The following is a 20568-nucleotide window of genomic DNA, read 5'->3' as shown; positions in this document are numbered from 1 at the left end:
GCTCCACACAATGAATGGAACGTCCGCTGAACTTGTTTCTTGATATAGTATTCTAAACAGCGCTGGCATTATATGGAAGAGTGGCTTTAGTCGGTTTTGCATAGACTTACTAGCAATATTGATTTTTAACAAGTATTTGCGCTTAAAATACACGTATCTGCGCGAAAAATCACTTGATAATTGCTCTGATCGAATCAGTATTTTCATTAAAAATTGTTGATGAAATCTTCGATTTTTAAGAAAATGTACAATTTTAGGGATATGGGTAGTAAAATGCTGACAAACGCTTGACATTGTTCATTTTTAATAGTATAATAATTAAGATTGGAAGTGAAATTATTTTTTTTCGCAGGATTGCACGTTTTGCGAAATGTTTAAAGGAAGAAATGCGATGGAACTTAAACCTTTTGAAAAGAAGATCTGGCTTTCCTCCCCCACCATGCACGGTGACGAGCAGAAGTGGGTCGATGAAGCGATAATAACCAACTGGGTCAGCACGGTCGGTGCGAACATCAACGAGATTGAAAAGCAGGTTGCTGAGTATGTTGGCTGCAAGTACGCTGTGGGTCTGTCCTGCGGAACTGCTTCGCTGCACCTGGCGGTCAAGCTGGCAGGCGAAAAGCTGTATGGTATGCCTAAGCCCAACTGCGGAACTTTGCAGGGTCACAAGGTATTCTGTTCCGATATGACTTTTGATGCAACCGTCAATCCGATCGCTTACGAGGACGGCGAGGCTGTATTCATCGACACCGAGCGTGACACCTGGAACATGGATCCTGTCGCTCTTGAAAAGGCGTTTGAGATATACCCCGATGTTAAGCTGGTGGTCGTCGCTCACCTTTACGGCACTCCCGGAAAGATCGACGAGATCAGAGCTATCTGCGACAAGCACGGCGCACTCATTATCGAGGACGCTGCCGAGAGTCTTGGCGCTACATATAAAGGAAAGCAAACAGGCACTTTTGGCGACTACGGCTGTATTTCGTTTAACGGCAACAAGATCATCACAGGCTCATCGGGCGGAATGTTCCTCACCGACAGCAAGGAAGATGCCGACAAGGTCCGCAAGTGGTCTACTCAGAGCCGTGAGGACGCTGCGTGGTATCAGCACGAGGAAATCGGCTACAACTACCGCATAAGCAACATTGTTGCAGGAATCGTGCGTGGTCAGATCCCCTATCTTGACGAGCATATCGCTCAGAAGAAAGCGATATATGAGCGCTACAAGGAAGGTTTCAAGGGGCTGCCTGTCAGCATGAATCCTTATGACGAAAAGAACAGCGTTCCGAATTTCTGGCTGAGCTGCCTGCTGATCGACCAAGACGCGATGTGCAAGCAGGTTCGCGGCGAACAGGACGCACTTTACATACACGAGCAGGGCAAGAGCTGCCCCACCGAGATTTTGGAAAAGATCGCGCAGTACAATGCAGAAGGCAGACCGATCTGGAAGCCCATGCATATGCAGCCGATCTACCGCAGCAATCCGTTTATCACGGCGAACGGCAACGGCAGAGCGAGAAGCAACGCTTACATCAAGGAGACTGGAATGGTCGATGTTGGTGCTGATATTTTCGAGAGAGGTCTGTGCCTGCCGAGCGACAATAAGATGACTGCGGAGGAGCAGGATATTATCATTCAGATAATAAGAAGCTGCTTTGAATGACAGCAAAGCGCGTTAGGATAGCATTATTCATCATCAGCATAGGCTTTATCCTTTGGATGACGATCTTCACACGCCACAGTTCCGGTGTACATACGATTGAAATGCGACCGTTCTGGGGTTTTCAGGAAATGTTAGCCGGAAATCCGAACTGGAAACTGTACGCGACCTACTGGATAGAAAATGTCCTGCTGTTTATGCCGTTTGGATTTCTGCTTACGTGTAAAGACTTACGCTTTGCTTTGATAGTTGGTGTGATATTTTCAATCGTCATCGAGATCGTTCAGTATTTTGCGTGTCTTGGTTTGTGCGAACTTGATGATGTTATATGTAATGGATTAGGCACTTTTTTAGGTTTCAAGATGTTTGCTTTTGTTCAGAAGTTCATACAGAAATCGAACAGAAAGCAGGGTGCCGAATAGAACTTCATGTATTTATTTAGAAACAATCGGGAGTTGTTTTGATGAACAAGTTTTTGAAAGGCTTTTTCAAGGTTGCCGGGTGCATTTCAGCATTCGCTGCTATGACTGCGGGAGTTGCATTTATTGCTGAGCGAATTGACGAACTGAAGAACTACGGCAAGGAACTTAAGCACAAGCCTTATGGAGTTTACGAGAGGTTTGTTAAGCGCCCGTTGGATTGCTTTTTGAGTACTGGGGCGCTTATCGTGTTCAGCCCGATACTTGCAGTAACAGCCTTTCTTGTAAAGACAAAGCTTGGCTCACCGGTGCTGTTTACGCAGGAACGTCCCGGCAAGGATGAGAAGATCTTCAAGCTCTACAAATTCAGAACAATGACTGATGAACGTGATGAAAACGGCAATCTGCTGCCCGATGATGTGAGACTGACGAAGTTTGGCAAGGCGCTCAGAGCTACAAGTCTTGATGAACTTCCGGAGCTTATCAATATTGTTAAGGGGGATATGGCTGTTGTTGGACCTAGACCTCAGCTTGTGCGTGATATGGTGTTTATGACTCCTGAACAGAGAAGACGTCATGATGTTAGACAAGGTCTTACTGGATTAGCACAGGTTAATGGCAGAAACGATATTTTATGGGAAGATAAACTTGCTTATGATGTCAAGTACATAGATGAAGGTATCACTTTTAAAGGTGATGTAAAAATCGTTCTTGATACTGTAATGAAAGTATTTAAAAGTGAAGGAATCACTGATGGAGATATGGCTACGGCGTTTGATTATGGAGATGCTTTGTTAAATGAGGGTAGAATAAATAGAGAACAATATGATGAATTACAGAATAAGGCAATCAAGATTTTAGAAAATAATAGGAAATTGGGATGAAAAGAATGAATAATTTACCTTTTGTATCTGCATTATTGGTTACTAGGAATGAGGAAGATTACATAGAAAATGCGATGTTATCTTTGATTAATCAATCATATCCCAAAGATAAGTATGAAATTATCGTTATAGATGGAGAATCAACTGATAGCACACTTAGTATTGTAAATAAGCTGATTGAAGAATATAATACAGACTGCTTTAGAATTAGATTACTAAGTAATCCTAAACATATATTATCTTCAGGTTGGAATATTGGAATTAAAGCGTCAAAGGGTGAGTATGTTGTTCGAATTGATGCTCACGCTGAAGCAGCAAATGATTTTCTAGAAAAAAATGTTGAAACAATATTATCAGTTCCAGATGCAATTTGTGTTGGTGGAAAACTAACAACAAAATCATTAAACAGCGAAGATGATATTATTTCAAAAGTACTATCATCCTCTTTTGGTGTGGGTAATTCTTCGTTTAGAGTATCAAATAGCGCTTCCTATGCTGATACAGCTGTATATGGTTTATACAAAAAAGAAATATTCGATAAAGTTGGGTACTTTAATGAGGAATATGTTAGGAATCAAGATATAGAACTACATTCAAGAATTCGGGCTGTTGGTGGAAAATTTTATTTTAATCCCAAAATTAAAAGTGTCTATTATTCCAGAAATTCAACAAAAAAAATGGTTAAACAGGCTTTTGGTAATGGAAAGTGGAATATGGTATTATTAAAGAATCAGAATTCTGCATTAAGATTAAGACATCTGATTCCTTTTGCTTTTGTAATATATCTTATCTTTTCAACCATAATGGGGTTTGTAAAAAAATGGTTTTGGGTGCAAGAAGCTGGTGTAATTATAATACATTTGTCTTCCGGTGTTATAGCTGCAATCAAAAAAACTAAAAAAATGGCAGAAATAGCAAAAATGCCTTTTTTATTTTTGCTTTTACATTTATCTTATGGTTCAGGTTATTTAAGTGGAGTATTTACTAGAATAAATAAGAAACAGTAAGGAGTATAGAAAATTATGAATCTCTATGAAAAGCTCATTAACAAAGAAGAAAAGCTCTCCCTCGTAGGTCTTGGCTATGTAGGAATGCCTATCGCTGTCGCTTTTGCAAGGAAGATAGACGTTATCGGCTACGATCTTAATGCTGCGAAGATAGACCTTTACAAGAATGGTATCGACCCCACAAACGAGGTCGGTAACGATGCTATAAAGGCAACTACCGTTTATTTTACAGCAGATGAGACCAAACTGCGCGAAGCTAAGTTCCATATCGTAGCTGTCCCTACTCCTGTGAATGACGACCATACTCCTGATCTTACTCCCGTTGAGGGCGCAAGCGAGATACTCGGTCGTAACCTCACAAAGGGTTCGGTTGTTGTATTTGAGTCCACTGTTTACCCCGGCGTTACCGAGGACGTGTGCATTCCGATACTTGAGCGTGAGTCCGGTCTGAAATGCGGCGTTGATTTCAAGATAGGTTACTCTCCCGAGAGAATCAACCCCGGTGATAAGGTTCACAGACTGGAAACTATCAAAAAGATCGTTTCGGGTATGGACGCTGAGTCTCTGGACGTTATCGCTAAGGTTTACGAGCTTGTCGTTGAGGCAGGCGTACATAGAGCAGAATCCATAAAAGTCGCTGAGGCTGCTAAAGTTATTGAGAACAGCCAGCGTGACATAAATATTGCTTTCATGAATGAGCTGTCCATCATCTTTAACAAGATGGGAATCGATACAAAGTCTGTTCTCGAAGCGGCGGGTACAAAGTGGAACTTCCTCAAGTTCTATCCCGGTCTTGTTGGCGGTCATTGCATCGGTGTTGACCCCTACTATCTTACATATAAGGCTGAAATGCTCGGCTATCATAGCCAGATAATTCTTTCGGGACGTAGAATCAATGATGATATGGGCAAGTATGTAGCTGAGAACTGCGTAAAGAATCTCATTGCTGCGGACAAGTCTGTAAAGAGTGCGAAGGTAGCTATCCTCGGTTTCACTTTCAAGGAGAACTGCCCTGATACAAGAAATACTAAGATAATCGACATTGTTAACGAGCTTAAGGAATACGGCATAACTCCTGTTATCACCGACCCCGAGGCTGACGCAGATGAAGCAAAGCGTCTTTATGGCATTGAGTTCGTTGACATGAATACCGTTAAGGATATGGACGCTGTTATTCTTGCAGTCGCTCATACTAGCTTTACAAGCCTGACGATGAGTGATATTGACAATATGTTCGGTGAGGGCAAGAAGGTGCTGCTCGACATCAAGGGTCTGCTCGACCGCAAGGAATACGAAGCAGCAGGCTACAGCTACTGGAGACTCTAATATACAATAAAGGAAGTAATCAAAGTGGGATACGAAAGTGTTAGATTTCCCGAAAATACGCTGTTCCTCGTAACAGGCGGTGCGGGATTTATCGGTTCAAATCTGTGTGAAGCCATACTGAACAAGGGCTGCAAGGTTCGTTGCCTTGATGACCTTTCTACAGGCAAGCAGGAAAATGTTGATCTGTTCATAGACAACCCGAACTATGAGTTCGTCAAGGGCGATATAAAAGACCTCGATACCTGTATGAAAGCCTGCGAGGGAGTTGACTACGTTCTCAATCAGGCTGCATGGGGCAGTGTTCCCAGAAGCATCGAGATGCCGCTGTTCTATTGTGCCAACAACATTCAAGGTACGCTGAATATGCTTGAAGCTGCACGTCAGAAAGGCGTTAAGAAGTTTGTTTACGCAAGTAGTTCCAGCGTTTATGGCGATGAGCCAAATCTTCCAAAAAAAGAAGGCAGAGAGGGCAATCTTCTCAGCCCCTATGCAGTCAGCAAACGTGCCGATGAGGAATGGGCAAAGCAGTACACCCGTCATTATGGTCTTGATACCTACGGAATGCGCTACTTCAACGTGTTCGGCAGAAGACAGGATCCCAACGGTGCGTATGCAGCGGTTATCCCGAAGTTCATAAAGCAGCTTCTGAATGGCGAGGTTCCCACCATAAACGGTGACGGCAAGCAGAGCCGCGACTTCACTTTTGTTGAAAACGTCATCGAAGCAAATCTCAAGGCTTGTCTTGCTCCTCATGAGGCGGCAGGTGAAGCATTCAATATAGCATACGGTGGACGTGAGTATCTGATCGACATATATTACGGTCTGACAAAAGCACTCGGCGTTGACATTGAGCCGAACTTTGGACCCGATCGTGCAGGCGATATAAAACATAGTAATGCAGATATTTCTAAGGCAAGAGAACTGTTGGGATATGATCCCGATTGGAGTTTTGATAGAGGAATAAAGGCGGCTATTGAGTGGTATAAGGAGAATTTATAATTCGGAGGAATATTATGGGTATTGAACAAAAGATAAACTATCATCTTAATAAGTATCCTACAGTAAAAAGAATTATTAAAAGAGCCTATCAAAGAACGATGTATACTATTTCTCCGAAGATTAAATGCAAGGGAAATATCATTCGTATCTCACCTAATGATCCAAATCATGAGTACTTTTTTGGCTATTATGATAAATCACCATGGGATGCAACTGATAGATATATGATATGTACTCGTGCAAAAAACACATGGTCTGATGTGAGTCCTCGAGAAAAAGCTGATATTATTATTATTGATACAGAAAAAAAGGAAAATGATCCGACTCGCATTAAAAAAATTGGCGAAAGTAGTTCTTGGAATGTTCAGCAATCGTGTATGGCGCAATGGTTAGGACCAGATTTTTCGTCACGCATATTATATAATGACTTTAGAGATGGAAAGTATGTATCAGTAATTGTTGAATTGAACACCGGTAAAGAACGAATTATAAATGCACCTGTATATACAGTTTCATCAGATGGAAAAACAGCTCTTACACTTGATTTTTCTCGTTTATATAATCTCCGTCCTGGTTATGGTTATTATAATCTTCGCGAGAAAACCGAAGGAGAAGCTTTGCCCAACAGCACAGCAGTATGGAAGATAAATCTTGAAACTGGAGAAGTAAATGATTTATTGACATACAAAGATTTTGCTTCTTTTCAACCGCGCTCCGAAATGAAGGAAAAAGGATCTGTACATAAGGTTAATCATCTTATGCTTAGTCCTAACGGAAAGAGATGTATGGTTCTTTATCGTTGGTTTGTCGGTCAACGAAAGTACACTCGTCTTGTCACTTTTGATATAGATGGCACAAATATGTATGTGCTTTCAGATGATGATATGGTTAGCCATTGCTTCTGGAAAGATAATAATCATATTCTTGCTTTTGAGAATAAGACTGAAGGTGGACCTGGTTACTATTTGATGAAGGATAAAACGCAAAACTATATTCATTGTTGGCCTGAGTTAAATGGTGATGGACATCCCAGTTATAGTCCTAATGGTAAAATGATAGTGACTGATACGTATCCTGATCGTGCTCGTGTTGCTTCTATCCGTATTATGAGTGGAACGAACGAAAAAAGTGATAAAGTAAGAACAGTTGCTAAAGTATTCGCTCCTTTCAAATATGATAATGATACTAGATGTGATCTTCATCCAAGATGGAATCGTAAAGGTGACATGATCTGTTTTGACTCAGTATTTGAAGGGCATAGAGGATTATATGTTGTAAATCTCTCAAAAAAGAAAAAAGACAAGTATCCTAGGGTATTAGTTATTTCAAATAATTGTTTTTCAGAATCCACAAATAACGGTAGAACGTTAGGTAATTTCTTTAAAGGATGGCCCCATGATAAGCTTGCACAGTTTTATATAAAACAAGAGGAACCATGGAAAGATGTATGTGAAAAGTATTATTGTTTTACGGATAAACAGGTATTAAATATGCTTCTTCACAGAAAAGACCAACCGAATATGGCTGATAATAATTCTAATAAAGATTCTACGGGAGTTGGAAAAAATGCTGTAACTATGATTATTAGAGCATTGTTATGGAAATTTATACCGTGGGAAAATATGGGTTTTGCCAAATTTGTGAATAATTTCAAACCAGAAGCAGTATTATTGCAAGCTGGAGATACAATATTTATGTATGACCTCGCTTATAAAATAGCGAAAAAAAGAAGAATACCTCTTTATATATATAATAGTGAAGATCATGTTCTGAGAGAGAAAAACTACTTCGACAACACAACTTTAGGCAATATTGTTTATCCAATATTTCATTTTTGGTTGAAGAATAGTTTTTGGAGAACAATGAAACATACAAAAACTGTAATCTATATTTCGGATAAACTTAAAGATACATATAATAAGATAATGAAGCATAACAGTGAAGTTATTTATACGTCAACGGAATTATTAACTTCATTTAATCATGCTGAAAACTGCCCACTAAAAGTTTCCTATTTTGGAAATATGGATTTTGATAGAGATTCGTCTTTGATTGAACTCGCTGAAGCATTTAATGAATCCGATAAAAGAATTGTAATAGAAACATATGGAAGGTTTCCGGCTGAAATTCAAAATAGATTACAAAAATGTAAAGCTATTGATATAAAAGGATTTGTATCATATGATAAGTTAAAAGAAGTAATAGAGAATTCAGATATAATTGTTCATATTGAAAGTTTTAGTGAGTATTATGCTCAGTTTAATGATCATTATTTTTCCACTAAAATTGCTGATTGTCTTGTTTCTGGAAAGCCTTTCCTAGTATATGCGCCAGCGAAAATAGCATTTGTTGAGTATTTGAAAAATAATGATGCAGCAATTATAATAAGTGATACGACCGAATTGAAAACTATTGTTAATAGAACAGTTAATGACTCTGATTATAGAAAATCAAAAATTATAAATGCAATTAATGTAGCAAATAGAAATCACAATGTTGATACAAATAGAAGAAAGTTCCAAAGTGTTTTGATTAATCGTTGAAGAGAGATGAATGATGTTTCCATATGTCTATTTAATTGGTTTAATTGAATTAACGAGATTCCTTAAACCAAATACAAAATTCAAAAGATTATTTGTATCAATATTCTGTGGAATTTTAATTTCTCTAATTATTGGTTTGCGTCATCCATCAATGGGTAATGATCTAAGGTGGTATGATAGTTATGGATACCTAGGAGGATTCCAAAGAATTGGTACATTGCCTTGGGGAATTACAAGTTATCAAAATTATGAGATAGGATATATATTTTTTAATAAGGTATTATCGTGTTTTACTAGGGATAATCAGATTTTTTTAATTGTGTGTGCTGTATGTAGCATTGCTCCGTTTACTTATGTTATATATAGGTATAGTACCGATATTCAAACTAGCTATATTATTCTATTTGGCACTCCAGTTTTTACAATGATGTTCTCAGGACTGAGGCAATCTTTGGCTATTGGGATTGTAATACTATCACTTCCATTTATAAAAGAGAAGAAAATTATACCTTTTATACTGACGATTTTCATAGCTACTTTATTTCATGATACCGCAATTATTTTTTCTTTGGCGTACCCTTTGTATAATTATGGAAAACTGCTGGATAAAAAAACTCTAATATTTCTTATTACTATTGTATTTGCTCTAAGAAAACCATTACTGTCGTCAGTAGGTTCACTAATATCACATAAAAACACAATTGATAATAATGGTTCAATTAATATGTTTATAGCATGTTTCGCATTATTAGTTTTCTTTCTTTTAGCAACAAAAGATAATGATGTTGAAATAAATGGATTGATGAAGATATACTATATTTCATGTATTTGTATGGTTTTTTCTGGTATTAATAGTTTAGCAATGAGAGCTGCTTTCTATTTTATTGTAATTTTAATAGTTCTTGTACCATGTCTTTACGATGAATCGAAATCGGATAGTATAATTATAAAAATAGAGCCTAGAAATGGTTTTATTGTAATTATAAATATTGTATTTATTGCGCTCGGCTTGTTTTTTGTTTTTACAACTGATTGGGCACATGCATATCCGTATCGATTTTATTGGGAATAGAAAAATTATATCGAGAGCTGATTTTTTCATTTTATCAATTTGGAGGATTCTACATTATGATTGTAGTGCAGATTAATGCAATTTGTGGTGCTGGTAGTACAGGAAAGATATGCAAATCAATTAGTGAATTGTTATGTAAACAAAGTATTGAAAACTATATTATTTATAGTATAGGTAATAGTGACTACGAAAAATCCTTCAAATACAGTAGCTACTGCACACAAAAATATTATGCATTATATAGTAGGGTAATGGGTGATAATGGATTCAATGCTTTTTCTGCAACAAAAAAACTAATTCACATATTAAAAGAAATACAACCGACGATTATTCACTTACATAATATTCATTCTAATGACGTAAATTTAGAACTTTTATTTCAATATATAAGAGAGACTAACACAAAAGTTGTATGGACTTTCCATGACTGTTGGGCATTTACAGGTTATTGTATGCATTTCGATTACATAAAGTGTACAAAATGGTATAATCAATGTTGTAATTGTCCCCAAAAAAAGAAATATAGTTGGTTTTTTGACAGAAGTAAAGAACTTTATCAGAGAAAAAAAAGAACTTATATAAACTCAAACATGGTTATTGTAACTCCGTCAAAATGGTTAGCAGCTTTAGCCAAAAAATCTTTCTTGAGAAATCATGATATAAGGGTTATAAACAATGGAATAGATTTATCGGTTTTTTACCCTGTAATCAGCAACTGGAAAAAAGACCATATAGTCTCAAAAAAATATATGGTGCTTGGAGTTTCGTTCGAATGGAGTATAAAAAAAGGGATTAATACTATAATATATTTATCTAAGCATTTAAATGAAGATTATCAAATTGTATTAGTAGGTACTAATGATGCAATTGACAAGATACTTCCTAAAAATATAATAACCATTCACCGGACAAATAATCAAAAAGAGTTAGCTGAAATCTACTCTGCTGCAGATGTGTTTGTTAACCCAACGTTAGAGGAGAATTATCCTACCGTAAACATGGAATCTATTGCTTGTGGAACGCCTGTAGTTTCGTTTGATACTGGAGGATCATCAGAGATAGTCGTTGAGGGTTGCGGCATTATTGTTGAAAAGGAGAATAATAAAGCAATGCTTGATGGAGTTGTTAATATCTGTGAGAATAAGGCATACTCTTCTAAATCTTGTATGCAGGCTGCAAAAACATTTGATATGTGGAAAAGATTTTCCGAATATATTGATTTGTATGATAGTTTATAATTTAACCTGACTATGAGTCTGAAGAATACTCATAGGTTGTATATTATTGGCTGTGTGTTTTAAAGGAAAAATTATCATATCGGAAACAATAGATATAATGAGGGTATTATTGTATGAGTATAATTGATTTCGCAAGAAAGAATAAAAGATTATTCAAGCCTATTTTGGTGGCTAAATATTTTGTGATTAATATTTTAACATATATAAGATGTAGCAAGGAATTAAAATCAGCAAATTTTGATATTTCGGGTTTGAACATTTTTTATTTTGGAAAACCTGTTCATAGTAATCTTGGAGATTTAGCACAAGGTGTTTGTATAAGAAAATGGTTAAAAAAACATTATCCCAATTATTCTGTTATTGAAATAGAGACAAATTCTGTCGTAAACACAAGATTTCCCATAATTAAACAATTAAAAAAAATAATAAAAGATACAGATCTTTTTGTTTTTCAAAGCGGCTATACAACAACTGACTTGGGGGGATTTGCCGATTTAATGCATCGAAAAATTGTATCGCTTTTTCCGAATAATAGAAAAATTATGATGCCACAAACTATTTTTTTTCAGGATAAAAGAAATGAAAAAAGAACATCGGAGATATTAAACTCAGATCAAAACCTATTATTTCTTGCTAGAGATAGTGTCTCCTATAAAAAAGCACTGGAAATGTTTCCTGATATTAGAGTTATGTTATTCCCGGATATTGTTACAACACTAATAGGAAAAAGAACATATAATAATGAACGAGAAGGAATTATTTTTTGCTTAAGAGATGATTCTGAAAAATATTACAGTGACATCGAATTAGAATCTTTGATAGGCAAGTGCAGTATTCTTTCAAAAAAAATTGAGCGATTGGATACTACAAAAAAATTAAGTAAGGATTTATTGAAAGAGACAGAAAAATATATAAATGATGAGATTACCAATTATTCAAAATATAAAGTAATGGTTACAGATAGATATCATGGAACAATTTTAGCGCTAGCAGCCGGAACCCCAGTGATAATATTAAAGACAACAGATCATAAAGTAGTCACAGGTGCAGATTGGTTTAAAGGAATACTGGATGATTATGTATATGTTGCTAGTGATTTAGAAGAAGCTTATGATTTAATATCTAAAGTGTATTATGAAAACAAAAAAATTAAACAATTCGATTATTTTGAATCAGAATACTATGATAAACTTCCAATGTATATTGAAAACGAATAGTTATATGTTATTGTTTCGATATGTTAACAAAACAAACTTATGTTTTAAAAAATTGAATACATTTGTGATTATCTGAATATTTAAGGAGAGTAATAATAATGAATTCGAGTATTCGTAGTGTTCAAATCATCATTGATTTGATGAAGCAGTATAATATAAAAAACGTAATATTGTCACCGGGTGGGAGCGATATTCCTTTGATACATGCGATAGAAACGGATTCTTTTTTTAGTTGTTATTCTGTCGTTGATGAAAGAAGTGCAGTATATTTTGCTTTAGGAATGGCACAGATAAAGAAAACTGCTGTAGCATGTGTATGTACATCTGGAACAGCAGTATGTAATTATCTTCCGGGCATTACCGAAGCTTTTTATCAAGATGTGCCCATATTAGCTATAACAGCTGATAAGAATCCTTATTATCAAGGACAATTAGAAACTCAAAAAATTGAACAACGAAATATCTTTGATGGAGTAATCAAAAAAAGTGTTAGTCTTCCATTGATTAACAACTCGGAGGATGAATGGCTTTGCAATAGATTAATAAATGAAGCTCTACTTGAATTATACCATCATGGAAAAGGTCCCGTTCACATTAATATTCCAATTGTTGGAAGAACCGATTTGTATAATGAAGAAGAAATTAACAAAGAACGAAAAATAAATATATATAATAGCATATCGAACTTTGAAAATAATAATATATTCAATTCCCTTATAAATAAAAAAATAATGGTTATTGTTGGGCAGAATGTTGATATAAATAATAATCTGATCACTGAACTGGAATCTTTTTTCTCTAAAACAAATTGTATATTTGCTGTAGAGCATTTGTCAAACTTAAAGTGTCGTGGTTGTGTTAATACATATCCTATTTCAGAAATATCTGGGCCTGATGCACTAAGTCATGTATTACCTGATGTTGTTATTTCTATTGGAAATAATCTCGCGGCATATGGATTAAAACCATTTTTAAGGGATAATTATAGAAAAATAGAGAATTGGTTGATAAATGAAAGCGGTGTTATAAGAGATACCTATAAATCGCTTACATCGATATTTGAAATGCCAATTAATGAATTCTTTTCTTTAGCAAATAAGTATTTGCCTGAACGTTGTAATGAATCAGAAAAATATTACTTATTATGGCAAGAATTACTTTCAACTATTCGTATTCCGGACTTTGAGTTTTCAAATCTTTATGTTGCTCGAGCCTTATCAAAAGTAATCCCTAAAAATTCTATTGCACACTTAGCTATACTGAACAGCACTAGAATTATGCAGTTTTTCAATATTGCCGATAATGTTAAAACATTTAGTAATGTTGGAGCTTTAGGAATTGATGGTTGTGTATCAACATTTGCTGGAATGGCGGCATCCACAGATGAATTATGTTATTTGGTTATAGGTGATTTGAGTTTTTTCTATGATATGAATGCAGCGGGTTTAAGAAGTATCTCGCCTAATGTAAGGATTATTCTTTTGAATAATGGAGGTGGATCTGAATTTCACTTTTTTATTGGAAAAGATAAAATATCTTCTATAAATGAATATATTAGTGCGGAACACTTTAATGTAGCTGCTGGTTGGGCAATTTCACTTGGATATGAATATTATTATGCATCTGATAAAGATTCATTCGATAGTGTGATAAATAAATTTGGTGTAAAATCAGAAAAACCGTTGTTTCTTGAAGTAATTACAGACATGGAATCTGATGCCAAGATAACAAAGAAATTTTATTCAGATAATGCAATTAAGTCAAAAAAATCCATTGTTAAGGGGATAATTAAGAAAGTAGTATCCGATAAGACAATAGAAAAAACACGTAGTATTTTAAAAACAATCCGATAATATGCAGGGAGAGTCTAATGTTGTTAAAGGATATTATTAGAAAGTATTTTACCATACATATTACCAAAGCCATAAATACTCCTATAATAAAGGGTAATTTTCTTGAAGGGAAAGTCGCTTTAATTATTGGAGGAAGTGGAGGTATTGGTTCTGCAATAACCAAATCATTTATTGATAATGGTTGTAAGGTAATAATATCTGGAACCAATATACAAAAAATGAATGATTTTACCAGAACGCTTGATCCTGATAATATTAGAAGTATATTACTAGATACTACTGATATTTCAAAAATTAAACAAGCTATCATAAAAGCACACGAATTTTTTGGCCCGATAAATATAATGGTTTACTCGGCAGGAATTCATTGTACGGATTCATTTGGACACATAGAAGAAAGTACATGGGATAATGTTATGAATATCAATCTGAAAGGAATGTATTTTGCCTGTCAATATTTTTCTGATTATTTGATTGAAAATAACTACAAGGGACATATATTAAATGTCGGTTCTGCTTCATGTGCGAAACCCGGCTGGACACCTTATGAAATATCAAAATGTGGAGTTAAGTCTTTAACTCTCGGGTTTGCTGATAAACTGGTAAAAAGAGGTATAATTGTTAATAGTATTGCACCTGGACCAGTTGCCACACCAATGCTTCATATGACAAAAGACAATATTACTTGGGAAGGTAATCCAACTGGAAGAATGTGTACTCCAGAGGAAATAGCAAATATAGCTGTAGCAATGGTAAGTAACATGGGTGATATGATTGTCGGAGATACATTTTTTGTATCGGGAGGATCAGGTACAATCTGTATTGATAAATGATTAAATTGTTTTGAGGTAGTAATATGGTGCGCCAGTTCGGTGCAGTCAATATAGTCGGGTGAAACTCCCGACCCGATAAACCATAGCAAGGAGTCGGTATCCAGCCTTGGACACAGAGCCGTGAGGTGAGTGTTAAGCGTAGGCAGGAAAGATTTAGAGCCATAAGGCGAAAGCTTGAATCGATTTAGCGTCGTAAGCACCAACAAAGCGGTGGGCGATACCCTCATATTGGTCGCAGCCAGCAAGAACCGTTCGTTAATGCGAGAACGGGGAGACACCGCCGGCGTTTGAAAGAATGGCGAGAAATCAAGGTATTGACTGCATACCTGGGAGGTCTTACAGTTTCCAAATAACATGGTATCGCCGACAAGTGCCAGTAACACAAAGGAGCGAAAAGAACTGTAAGAAGTCCGATGAGGTCATAGTAGCTGTGAAATGTAATAAAGTACACGGAGCGAAAGGACCGAAACACAAGAGCGTTTTCCGATGGGAAATATATGAGGACACTTGAGGTCTTGAAAATGTAGCGCTGGAGGTTACATATCAAATAGAAACGGAACATCGGAATATAAGGACACTATGTGTATGAAGCAATTGTGGGGAGCCGTATGCGGGAAATCTGCACGTACGGTTCTTAGAGGAGTTTATTTCAACTGTTATGATTGAAAGGAGAAATAGATTTACTTATGAACTATAGATGCAAGACACCAGTGTTGATGATTTTTTTTAATAGACCCGACACTTTTGAAAAGGTATTTGAGAGAGTCAGAGAGGCAAAGCCATATACAATTATTCTCGCTCAAGATGGAGCGAGAAATAAAACTGATTTAGTTGGTATGGAAGCTTGTCGTAAAATAGTTGAACGAATTGATTGGGATTGTACTGTAATTCGTGATTATTCTGAATCTAACTTGGGTTGTGGTATGCGTCCATATACAGCTATATCGAATGCACTTGAAAAGTTCGAATCAGTTATTATTTTAGAAGATGATTGCATTCCAGCTTTATCTTTTTTTCGTTATTGTGATGATCTACTTGATCGATATAAAAATGATAATCGTATAGCTTATATTAGTGGATTAAATCATTTTGAAAAGTGGGATTGTGGACAACATGATTATTTCTTTACTCGCGCTGGCGCAATTTGGGGATGGGCAACGTGGAGTGATAAATGGAAAAAGTATTATGACTTTTATGTTAAGAACCTAGAGGATGCATACATTCGAAAACTATATTGTCAACAGGTTGGTAATCTGACTGTTAGTAGAAATAGAATCAGTTCTTTAAAAAAGGCTAATGAATCATTAAAGAATGGCAATAAAATATCTTATTGGGATACACAATGGGGATTTGCGGAATATACTCAAAATATGTTGGCTATTGTTCCACGTGTAAATCTAATACAGAATATTGGAGTTGGAACTGGTTCTACGCATGCAAAATCAATGAAAACTCAAAAATGGATAAAATATCGGAATTTTGTATTTATACCAACACATGATATTAAGTTTCCATTAAAACATGCAAATTTTTGTGCTTGTGATGTCGAATATCACCAATTAGTGTATAAATGTACAAGAGGATTTGGAATAAAAAGAATAGCTAATTTTATCGTTGATTTGATAAAAAAATAAGCTCCTTAATTACTATTTTGTTGAAAAATTAATAATATTGTGGAATTTTTTCCTGAGAAATAGGAGGCATAGATGAAAAGAGTCGGAATATGTACACTATATTATAATAATGTTAATTATGGTGGCAATCTGCAAGCATATGCTTTACAAAAAACTGTGTCTTCATTTGGATATAATACGGAAGTTATATCTTACTATAATAATAGTAGAAGCCATCTTTTTTTATCAAAGTTAAAACGTTTTATTAAGCAAGATTATCGTATTTCAAAAGGGTGTAAAATTAGATGTTCAGCAATTAAAAAGTATAATACACGAATTCCGCATTCAAAATTATATTTTTATAATACAATTGAAGAATCTAATTATACGTATGATATTATTATCACAGGAAGCGACCAAGTGTGGAATCCAAATTGGATAAATAAGTATATGTCATTGGATTTTGTCAATAAGGATAAATTGACGATTTCTTATGCAGCATCTACTGGAAGAATTAGATTATCTCATGACGAAGAATGCAAATTGAAACGTGCTTTGGATAACACAAAATTCATCTCGATTAGAGAAAAGGAATCAATTCCTGCTCTTTGCAAACTAACTTCCAAAAATATAGAATATGTTCTTGATCCAACAATGCTCATTAATCGAGAAGACTGGAATGAGCATTGTTCAAAAAGAATAATTCAGGAGAATTACATTTTTGCATATTATCTTGGTGATAATGAATACATTAGAAAAGTAGCTAAGGAATATGCAAATAGACGTGGCTTGAAACTTGTTACTCTACCATATTTAAATGGAAGTTACAGAAATGTTGATGATGGTTTTGGAGATTGTCAATTATTTGATATATCACCTAACGATTTTATATCTTTAATAAAATATGCATCATTTGTGCTGACAGATAGTTTTCATGCAACTGTTTTCTCACATATATTTGAACGAGAATTCTTGGTTTCTGCAAAGCGAGGAAGTGAAATGGGATGCAGGATGAAATCCCTTACTGAACTCTTCGGGACAGAAGGAAGATTTATTGTTGAACATGAGCTGGTTACGATTGATACACTTTTGGCATTAGAAAAGAGCACTTTTGATATCAATTGGGATCATTTTGAGGTGATGAGGCAAAAATCATTACTTTTTTTAATGGAGGCATTAGATGATGACTAACAAAATCTGTATATCAGATAAATGTACAGGTTGTTCAGCATGTGCTTCCATTTGTCCGAAACAATGTATCAATATGAAATCTGATAATGAAGGCTTTCTTAGACCAGTAATAAATGAAGATAAATGTGTAAAATGTGGCATATGCAAAAAAATTTGTCCTGTAAATCATGAAATTCATGATGATAGAATAGAACCTGAGTCATTTGCTGTTAGGAATATTGATAAAAAAATACGAGCAGTTAGTTCATCTGGTGGCGTATTCTCTGCATTAGCAGAGAAAATATTATCTCAAAAAGGTATAGTTATTGCTGCTGGAATAGATCACAATAATGTTGTCCATCACAAGGTTTGCGATAATATTGAAGACTTAGATGAGTTAAGAAGAAGTAAGTATGTTCAAAGTAGAATAGAAAATACTTATCGAGTTTCAGAAGAAATTTTAAAATCTGGTCGAATAATTCTTTTTTGTGGTACTCCATGTCAAATTGGAGGCCTAAAGTCTTTTCTTGGAAAAGAGTATCCTAATCTTTACACTGCAGATTTTATATGTCATGGTGTTCCTTCTCCTTTAGCTTTAGAAAAGTATCTTGAATACCAAAAGCAATCGTATAATTCGGAAATAGAAGATATTTCGTTTAGAGATAAAGCATTAGGTTGGAATAACTATTCAATGAGAATAACTTTTTCAAATAAAGCTCAGTACAACAAAAGCGTTTCAGAAGATTATTATTTGCGTAGTTTTATTATGGATTTAACGCTTCGTCCATCTTGCTATGATTGCTCATTCAAACAGATACATAGAATTTCGGATATAACTCTCGCTGATTTTTGGGGATTGGCGGAAATTCTTCCAGAATGGAATGATAATACAGGTGTTTCACTAGTTTTAATTCATTCTGAAAAAGGAAAGGCATTATTAAACTCTTGTAGTTCTCAAGTCGAAAAGAAAGAAATACCATTTAACAAGGCAATAGTAAAGAATCAATCATTTACTAATTCCGTTGTGATGCCTTCACTAAGAAAAAACTATATGAAAGATTTATTTATAATGCGCTACGATAAATTATATGAAAAATACTGTGGTATGAGTATAATTAGTCGATTAAGGCGAAAAATAGCAAAATTTAGATAATTTCCTCGGATGAATAAGAATTAGCATTTATTAATGATTAAGATTGGTAGTATTGAATTATGAAGAATAGATCAGTAGGTATTTCTTTACAATATGTAAATACCATTTTGAATATGATTTGCGGATTATTTCTATCTGCATATTTATTAAGATCGTTGGGGCAAACCGAATATGGATTATATCAGACGATTAGTTCGTTTGTTAATTATCTAGTTTTATTAGAGTTTGGAACTGGAACGGTTATTACTAGAAATATAGCTGCTTGTAGAGCTCGGAATGACCATGATGGAATCCAAAAAAATGTATCAACGATTTGGTGTATTACTTGTATTTTGTCTGGACTAATTTTGTTAGTTGGTATAATAATAGAATTTTTTTTGGATGAGATATATGCTAAAACATTATCATTTGAACAGATACAATATGGCAAGCAAATATATCTCATAATGTTAATTTATCTACTTTTTTCATTTTTTTCAAATTCATTTAATGGTGTTCTTCTTGGCTATGAAAAATATAAAATACAACCAATCATTTCATTGATAAGAGTTATTGTACGTACTTTGTTACTGATATCAGTGATTATTTTTGTACGAAAGTCAATAATGATTGCTATTATAGATTTAATTCTTACAATTATTATGGATGTTTTTTTGGTTTTTTATTGTCACAAGGAAACTAATGTAAGATTTAATTTTAAATACTTTGATAAAAGCATATTTTATAAATCCATGCCTTTAGCAACAGCGATATTTATTCAAGCATTGGTTAATCAAGCCAATAATAATGTTGATAAGTTTGTAATCGGAATTAAAATCGGTCCTGATGATGTAGCAGTTTATTCTGTAGGTCTTTATGTGTATGGTATTTTTTCTTCCATGACCTCTATCCCTATTAGTTTGTATGGACCACAAGTTGTTAAAGAAATAAATAAAGGGAAAACGCCAAATGATGTTTCCAGTGAACTTATTCAAGGTGCCAGAATTATCGTTTTGATTGGTGGCACAATACTTTTCGGCTTTTTTGCTGTTGGAAAGCAATTTATATCTATAGTGTATGGTGATACTTATCTTTTGGCTTGGAAGATTGCATTAATTATCATGGTGCCAATGTTAATTAATATGTCTAATGGAATAATGATCAATATCCTTGATGCTACCGATAAAAGAATTGCAAGATCTGGATTTCTATTAATTACAACAATAGCAAATATATTCCTTACAGTACTTTGGATTAGTAAATATGGAATAGTTGGAGCTTGCGTTGCCACAGCTGTTTGTACATTTATAGGGCAGATAGTTCTAATGGATATCTATTATTTCCGTGTATTAAAAATAGAGGTTTTATCATTTAAACTTAAATCCTTTAAGGGGATTTTTGTATGTCAGATAATTGCTTCTATTTTTGCATATTTAGTTGGTAAAATAATTACAAATGCATTTTTATCTTTTTTTGCTGGTGGATTAATGTATATAGTATTTTTTTCATTTTTATTTTATTTTTTCGGAACTAACGAATTAGAGAAAAAAGCAATTATGAAAGTGAAAAGTCGAATTAAACAATTGTACAAAAAGTAATTAA

At 34.7% G+C, this 20568-nt stretch carries 16 protein-coding genes; all 16 read left to right on the top strand.

The features are described from left to right. The first annotated feature begins 391 nt into the window (after window positions 1-391). On the top strand, window positions 392-1663 hold the full coding sequence (locus tag BT142_RS02090; RefSeq protein WP_072416549.1) for a DegT/DnrJ/EryC1/StrS family aminotransferase: 1272 nt from the start codon (window positions 392-394) through the stop codon (window positions 1661-1663). Then, window positions 1660-2082 carry a VanZ family protein gene (locus BT142_RS02085; protein WP_072416548.1) on the top strand — a complete coding sequence of 141 codons (423 nt, stop codon included), beginning with the start codon at window positions 1660-1662 and terminating at the stop codon, window positions 2080-2082. The genes BT142_RS02090 and BT142_RS02085 overlap by 4 nt, the downstream gene beginning before the upstream one ends. Window positions 2083-2123: 41 nt before the next feature. After that, window positions 2124-2963 (top strand): sugar transferase, encoded by an 840-nt coding sequence (locus BT142_RS02080; RefSeq protein WP_242871899.1) that lies wholly within the window; start codon window positions 2124-2126, stop codon window positions 2961-2963. Then, window positions 2960-3970, top strand: a complete 1011-nt coding sequence (locus BT142_RS02075) for a glycosyltransferase family 2 protein (RefSeq protein WP_084659282.1) — start codon at window positions 2960-2962, stop codon at window positions 3968-3970. Before BT142_RS02080 ends, BT142_RS02075 begins: the two co-directional genes overlap by 4 nt. 15 nt (window positions 3971-3985) lie before the next feature. Then, window positions 3986-5296, top strand: a complete 1311-nt coding sequence (locus tag BT142_RS02070) for a nucleotide sugar dehydrogenase (RefSeq protein WP_072416547.1) — start codon at window positions 3986-3988, stop codon at window positions 5294-5296. A gap of 24 nt (window positions 5297-5320) precedes the next feature. Beyond that, window positions 5321-6295 (top strand): SDR family oxidoreductase, encoded by a 975-nt coding sequence (locus BT142_RS02065; RefSeq protein ID WP_072416546.1) that lies wholly within the window; start codon window positions 5321-5323, stop codon window positions 6293-6295. Window positions 6296-6309: 14 nt separating this feature from the next. Beyond that, complete coding sequence (locus BT142_RS18945) at window positions 6310-8838, top strand: glycosyltransferase family protein (protein WP_072416545.1); 2529 nt, start codon at window positions 6310-6312, stop codon at window positions 8836-8838. A gap of 10 nt (window positions 8839-8848) precedes the next feature. Next, window positions 8849-9910 (top strand): EpsG family protein, encoded by a 1062-nt coding sequence (locus tag BT142_RS02055; RefSeq protein ID WP_084659281.1) that lies wholly within the window; start codon window positions 8849-8851, stop codon window positions 9908-9910. Between the two features lie 56 nt (window positions 9911-9966). After that, window positions 9967-11148: a glycosyltransferase gene (locus BT142_RS02050; protein ID WP_072416543.1), complete on the top strand. Its 1182-nt coding sequence runs from the start codon at window positions 9967-9969 to the stop codon at window positions 11146-11148. A gap of 113 nt (window positions 11149-11261) precedes the next feature. Next, the gene (locus tag BT142_RS02045; RefSeq protein WP_072416542.1) at window positions 11262-12365 is read left to right on the top strand and encodes a polysaccharide pyruvyl transferase family protein; all 1104 of its coding nucleotides are present in this window, start codon (window positions 11262-11264) and stop codon (window positions 12363-12365) included. A gap of 98 nt (window positions 12366-12463) precedes the next feature. Then, window positions 12464-14218 (top strand): 2-succinyl-5-enolpyruvyl-6-hydroxy-3-cyclohexene-1-carboxylate synthase, encoded by a 1755-nt coding sequence (locus BT142_RS02040; protein ID WP_072416541.1) that lies wholly within the window; start codon window positions 12464-12466, stop codon window positions 14216-14218. A 17-nt stretch (window positions 14219-14235) separates the two neighbouring features. Beyond that, the gene (locus tag BT142_RS02035) at window positions 14236-15051 is read left to right on the top strand and encodes an SDR family NAD(P)-dependent oxidoreductase (RefSeq protein WP_072416540.1); all 816 of its coding nucleotides are present in this window, start codon (window positions 14236-14238) and stop codon (window positions 15049-15051) included. A gap of 686 nt (window positions 15052-15737) precedes the next feature. Further along, the gene (locus BT142_RS02030) at window positions 15738-16685 is read left to right on the top strand and encodes a glycosyltransferase family protein (RefSeq protein ID WP_072416539.1); all 948 of its coding nucleotides are present in this window, start codon (window positions 15738-15740) and stop codon (window positions 16683-16685) included. Window positions 16686-16757: 72 nt separating this feature from the next. Beyond that, complete coding sequence (locus tag BT142_RS02025; RefSeq protein WP_072416538.1) at window positions 16758-17855, top strand: polysaccharide pyruvyl transferase family protein; 1098 nt, start codon at window positions 16758-16760, stop codon at window positions 17853-17855. Next, entirely contained in the window at window positions 17845-18987 is a 1143-nt protein-coding gene (locus BT142_RS02020; protein ID WP_072416537.1) for a Coenzyme F420 hydrogenase/dehydrogenase, beta subunit C-terminal domain, read from the top strand. Before BT142_RS02025 ends, BT142_RS02020 begins: the two co-directional genes overlap by 11 nt. A 59-nt stretch (window positions 18988-19046) precedes the next feature. Then, window positions 19047-20564, top strand: coding sequence for a lipopolysaccharide biosynthesis protein (locus tag BT142_RS02015; protein ID WP_072416536.1), 1518 nt, complete (start codon window positions 19047-19049; stop codon window positions 20562-20564). Window positions 20565-20568: the final 4 nt, after the last annotated feature.

It is taken from the genome of Ruminococcus sp. YE71 (genome assembly GCF_900119155.1).
Taxonomy (GTDB): Bacteria; Bacillota; Clostridia; order Oscillospirales; family Ruminococcaceae; genus YE71.
The sequence above is the reverse complement of the archived record's forward strand: the minus strand, read 5'-3'. Positions and strand labels throughout refer to the sequence as shown.

Bases quoted from the DNA above. Each gene is read 5' to 3' on its own strand.
- BT142_RS02085 (WP_072416548.1), top strand. From the start codon at position 1,660: ATGACAGCAAAGCGCGTTAGGATAGCATTATTCATCATCAGCATAGGC.
- BT142_RS02035 (WP_072416540.1), top strand. From the start codon at position 14,236: ATGTTGTTAAAGGATATTATTAGAAAGTATTTTACCATACATATTACC.
- BT142_RS02080 (WP_242871899.1), top strand. From the start codon at position 2,124: ATGAACAAGTTTTTGAAAGGCTTTTTCAAGGTTGCCGGGTGCATTTCA.
- BT142_RS02040 (WP_072416541.1), top strand. From the start codon at position 12,464: ATGAATTCGAGTATTCGTAGTGTTCAAATCATCATTGATTTGATGAAG.
- BT142_RS02050 (WP_072416543.1), top strand. From the start codon at position 9,967: ATGATTGTAGTGCAGATTAATGCAATTTGTGGTGCTGGTAGTACAGGA.
- BT142_RS02045 (WP_072416542.1), top strand. From the start codon at position 11,262: ATGAGTATAATTGATTTCGCAAGAAAGAATAAAAGATTATTCAAGCCT.
- BT142_RS02020 (WP_072416537.1), top strand. From the start codon at position 17,845: ATGATGACTAACAAAATCTGTATATCAGATAAATGTACAGGTTGTTCA.
- BT142_RS02075 (WP_084659282.1), top strand. From the start codon at position 2,960: ATGAAAAGAATGAATAATTTACCTTTTGTATCTGCATTATTGGTTACT.
- BT142_RS02015 (WP_072416536.1), top strand. From the start codon at position 19,047: ATGAAGAATAGATCAGTAGGTATTTCTTTACAATATGTAAATACCATT.
- BT142_RS02090 (WP_072416549.1), top strand. From the start codon at position 392: ATGGAACTTAAACCTTTTGAAAAGAAGATCTGGCTTTCCTCCCCCACC.
- BT142_RS02030 (WP_072416539.1), top strand. From the start codon at position 15,738: ATGAACTATAGATGCAAGACACCAGTGTTGATGATTTTTTTTAATAGA.
- BT142_RS18945 (WP_072416545.1), top strand. From the start codon at position 6,310: ATGGGTATTGAACAAAAGATAAACTATCATCTTAATAAGTATCCTACA.
- BT142_RS02070 (WP_072416547.1), top strand. From the start codon at position 3,986: ATGAATCTCTATGAAAAGCTCATTAACAAAGAAGAAAAGCTCTCCCTC.
- BT142_RS02055 (WP_084659281.1), top strand. From the start codon at position 8,849: ATGATGTTTCCATATGTCTATTTAATTGGTTTAATTGAATTAACGAGA.
- BT142_RS02025 (WP_072416538.1), top strand. From the start codon at position 16,758: ATGAAAAGAGTCGGAATATGTACACTATATTATAATAATGTTAATTAT.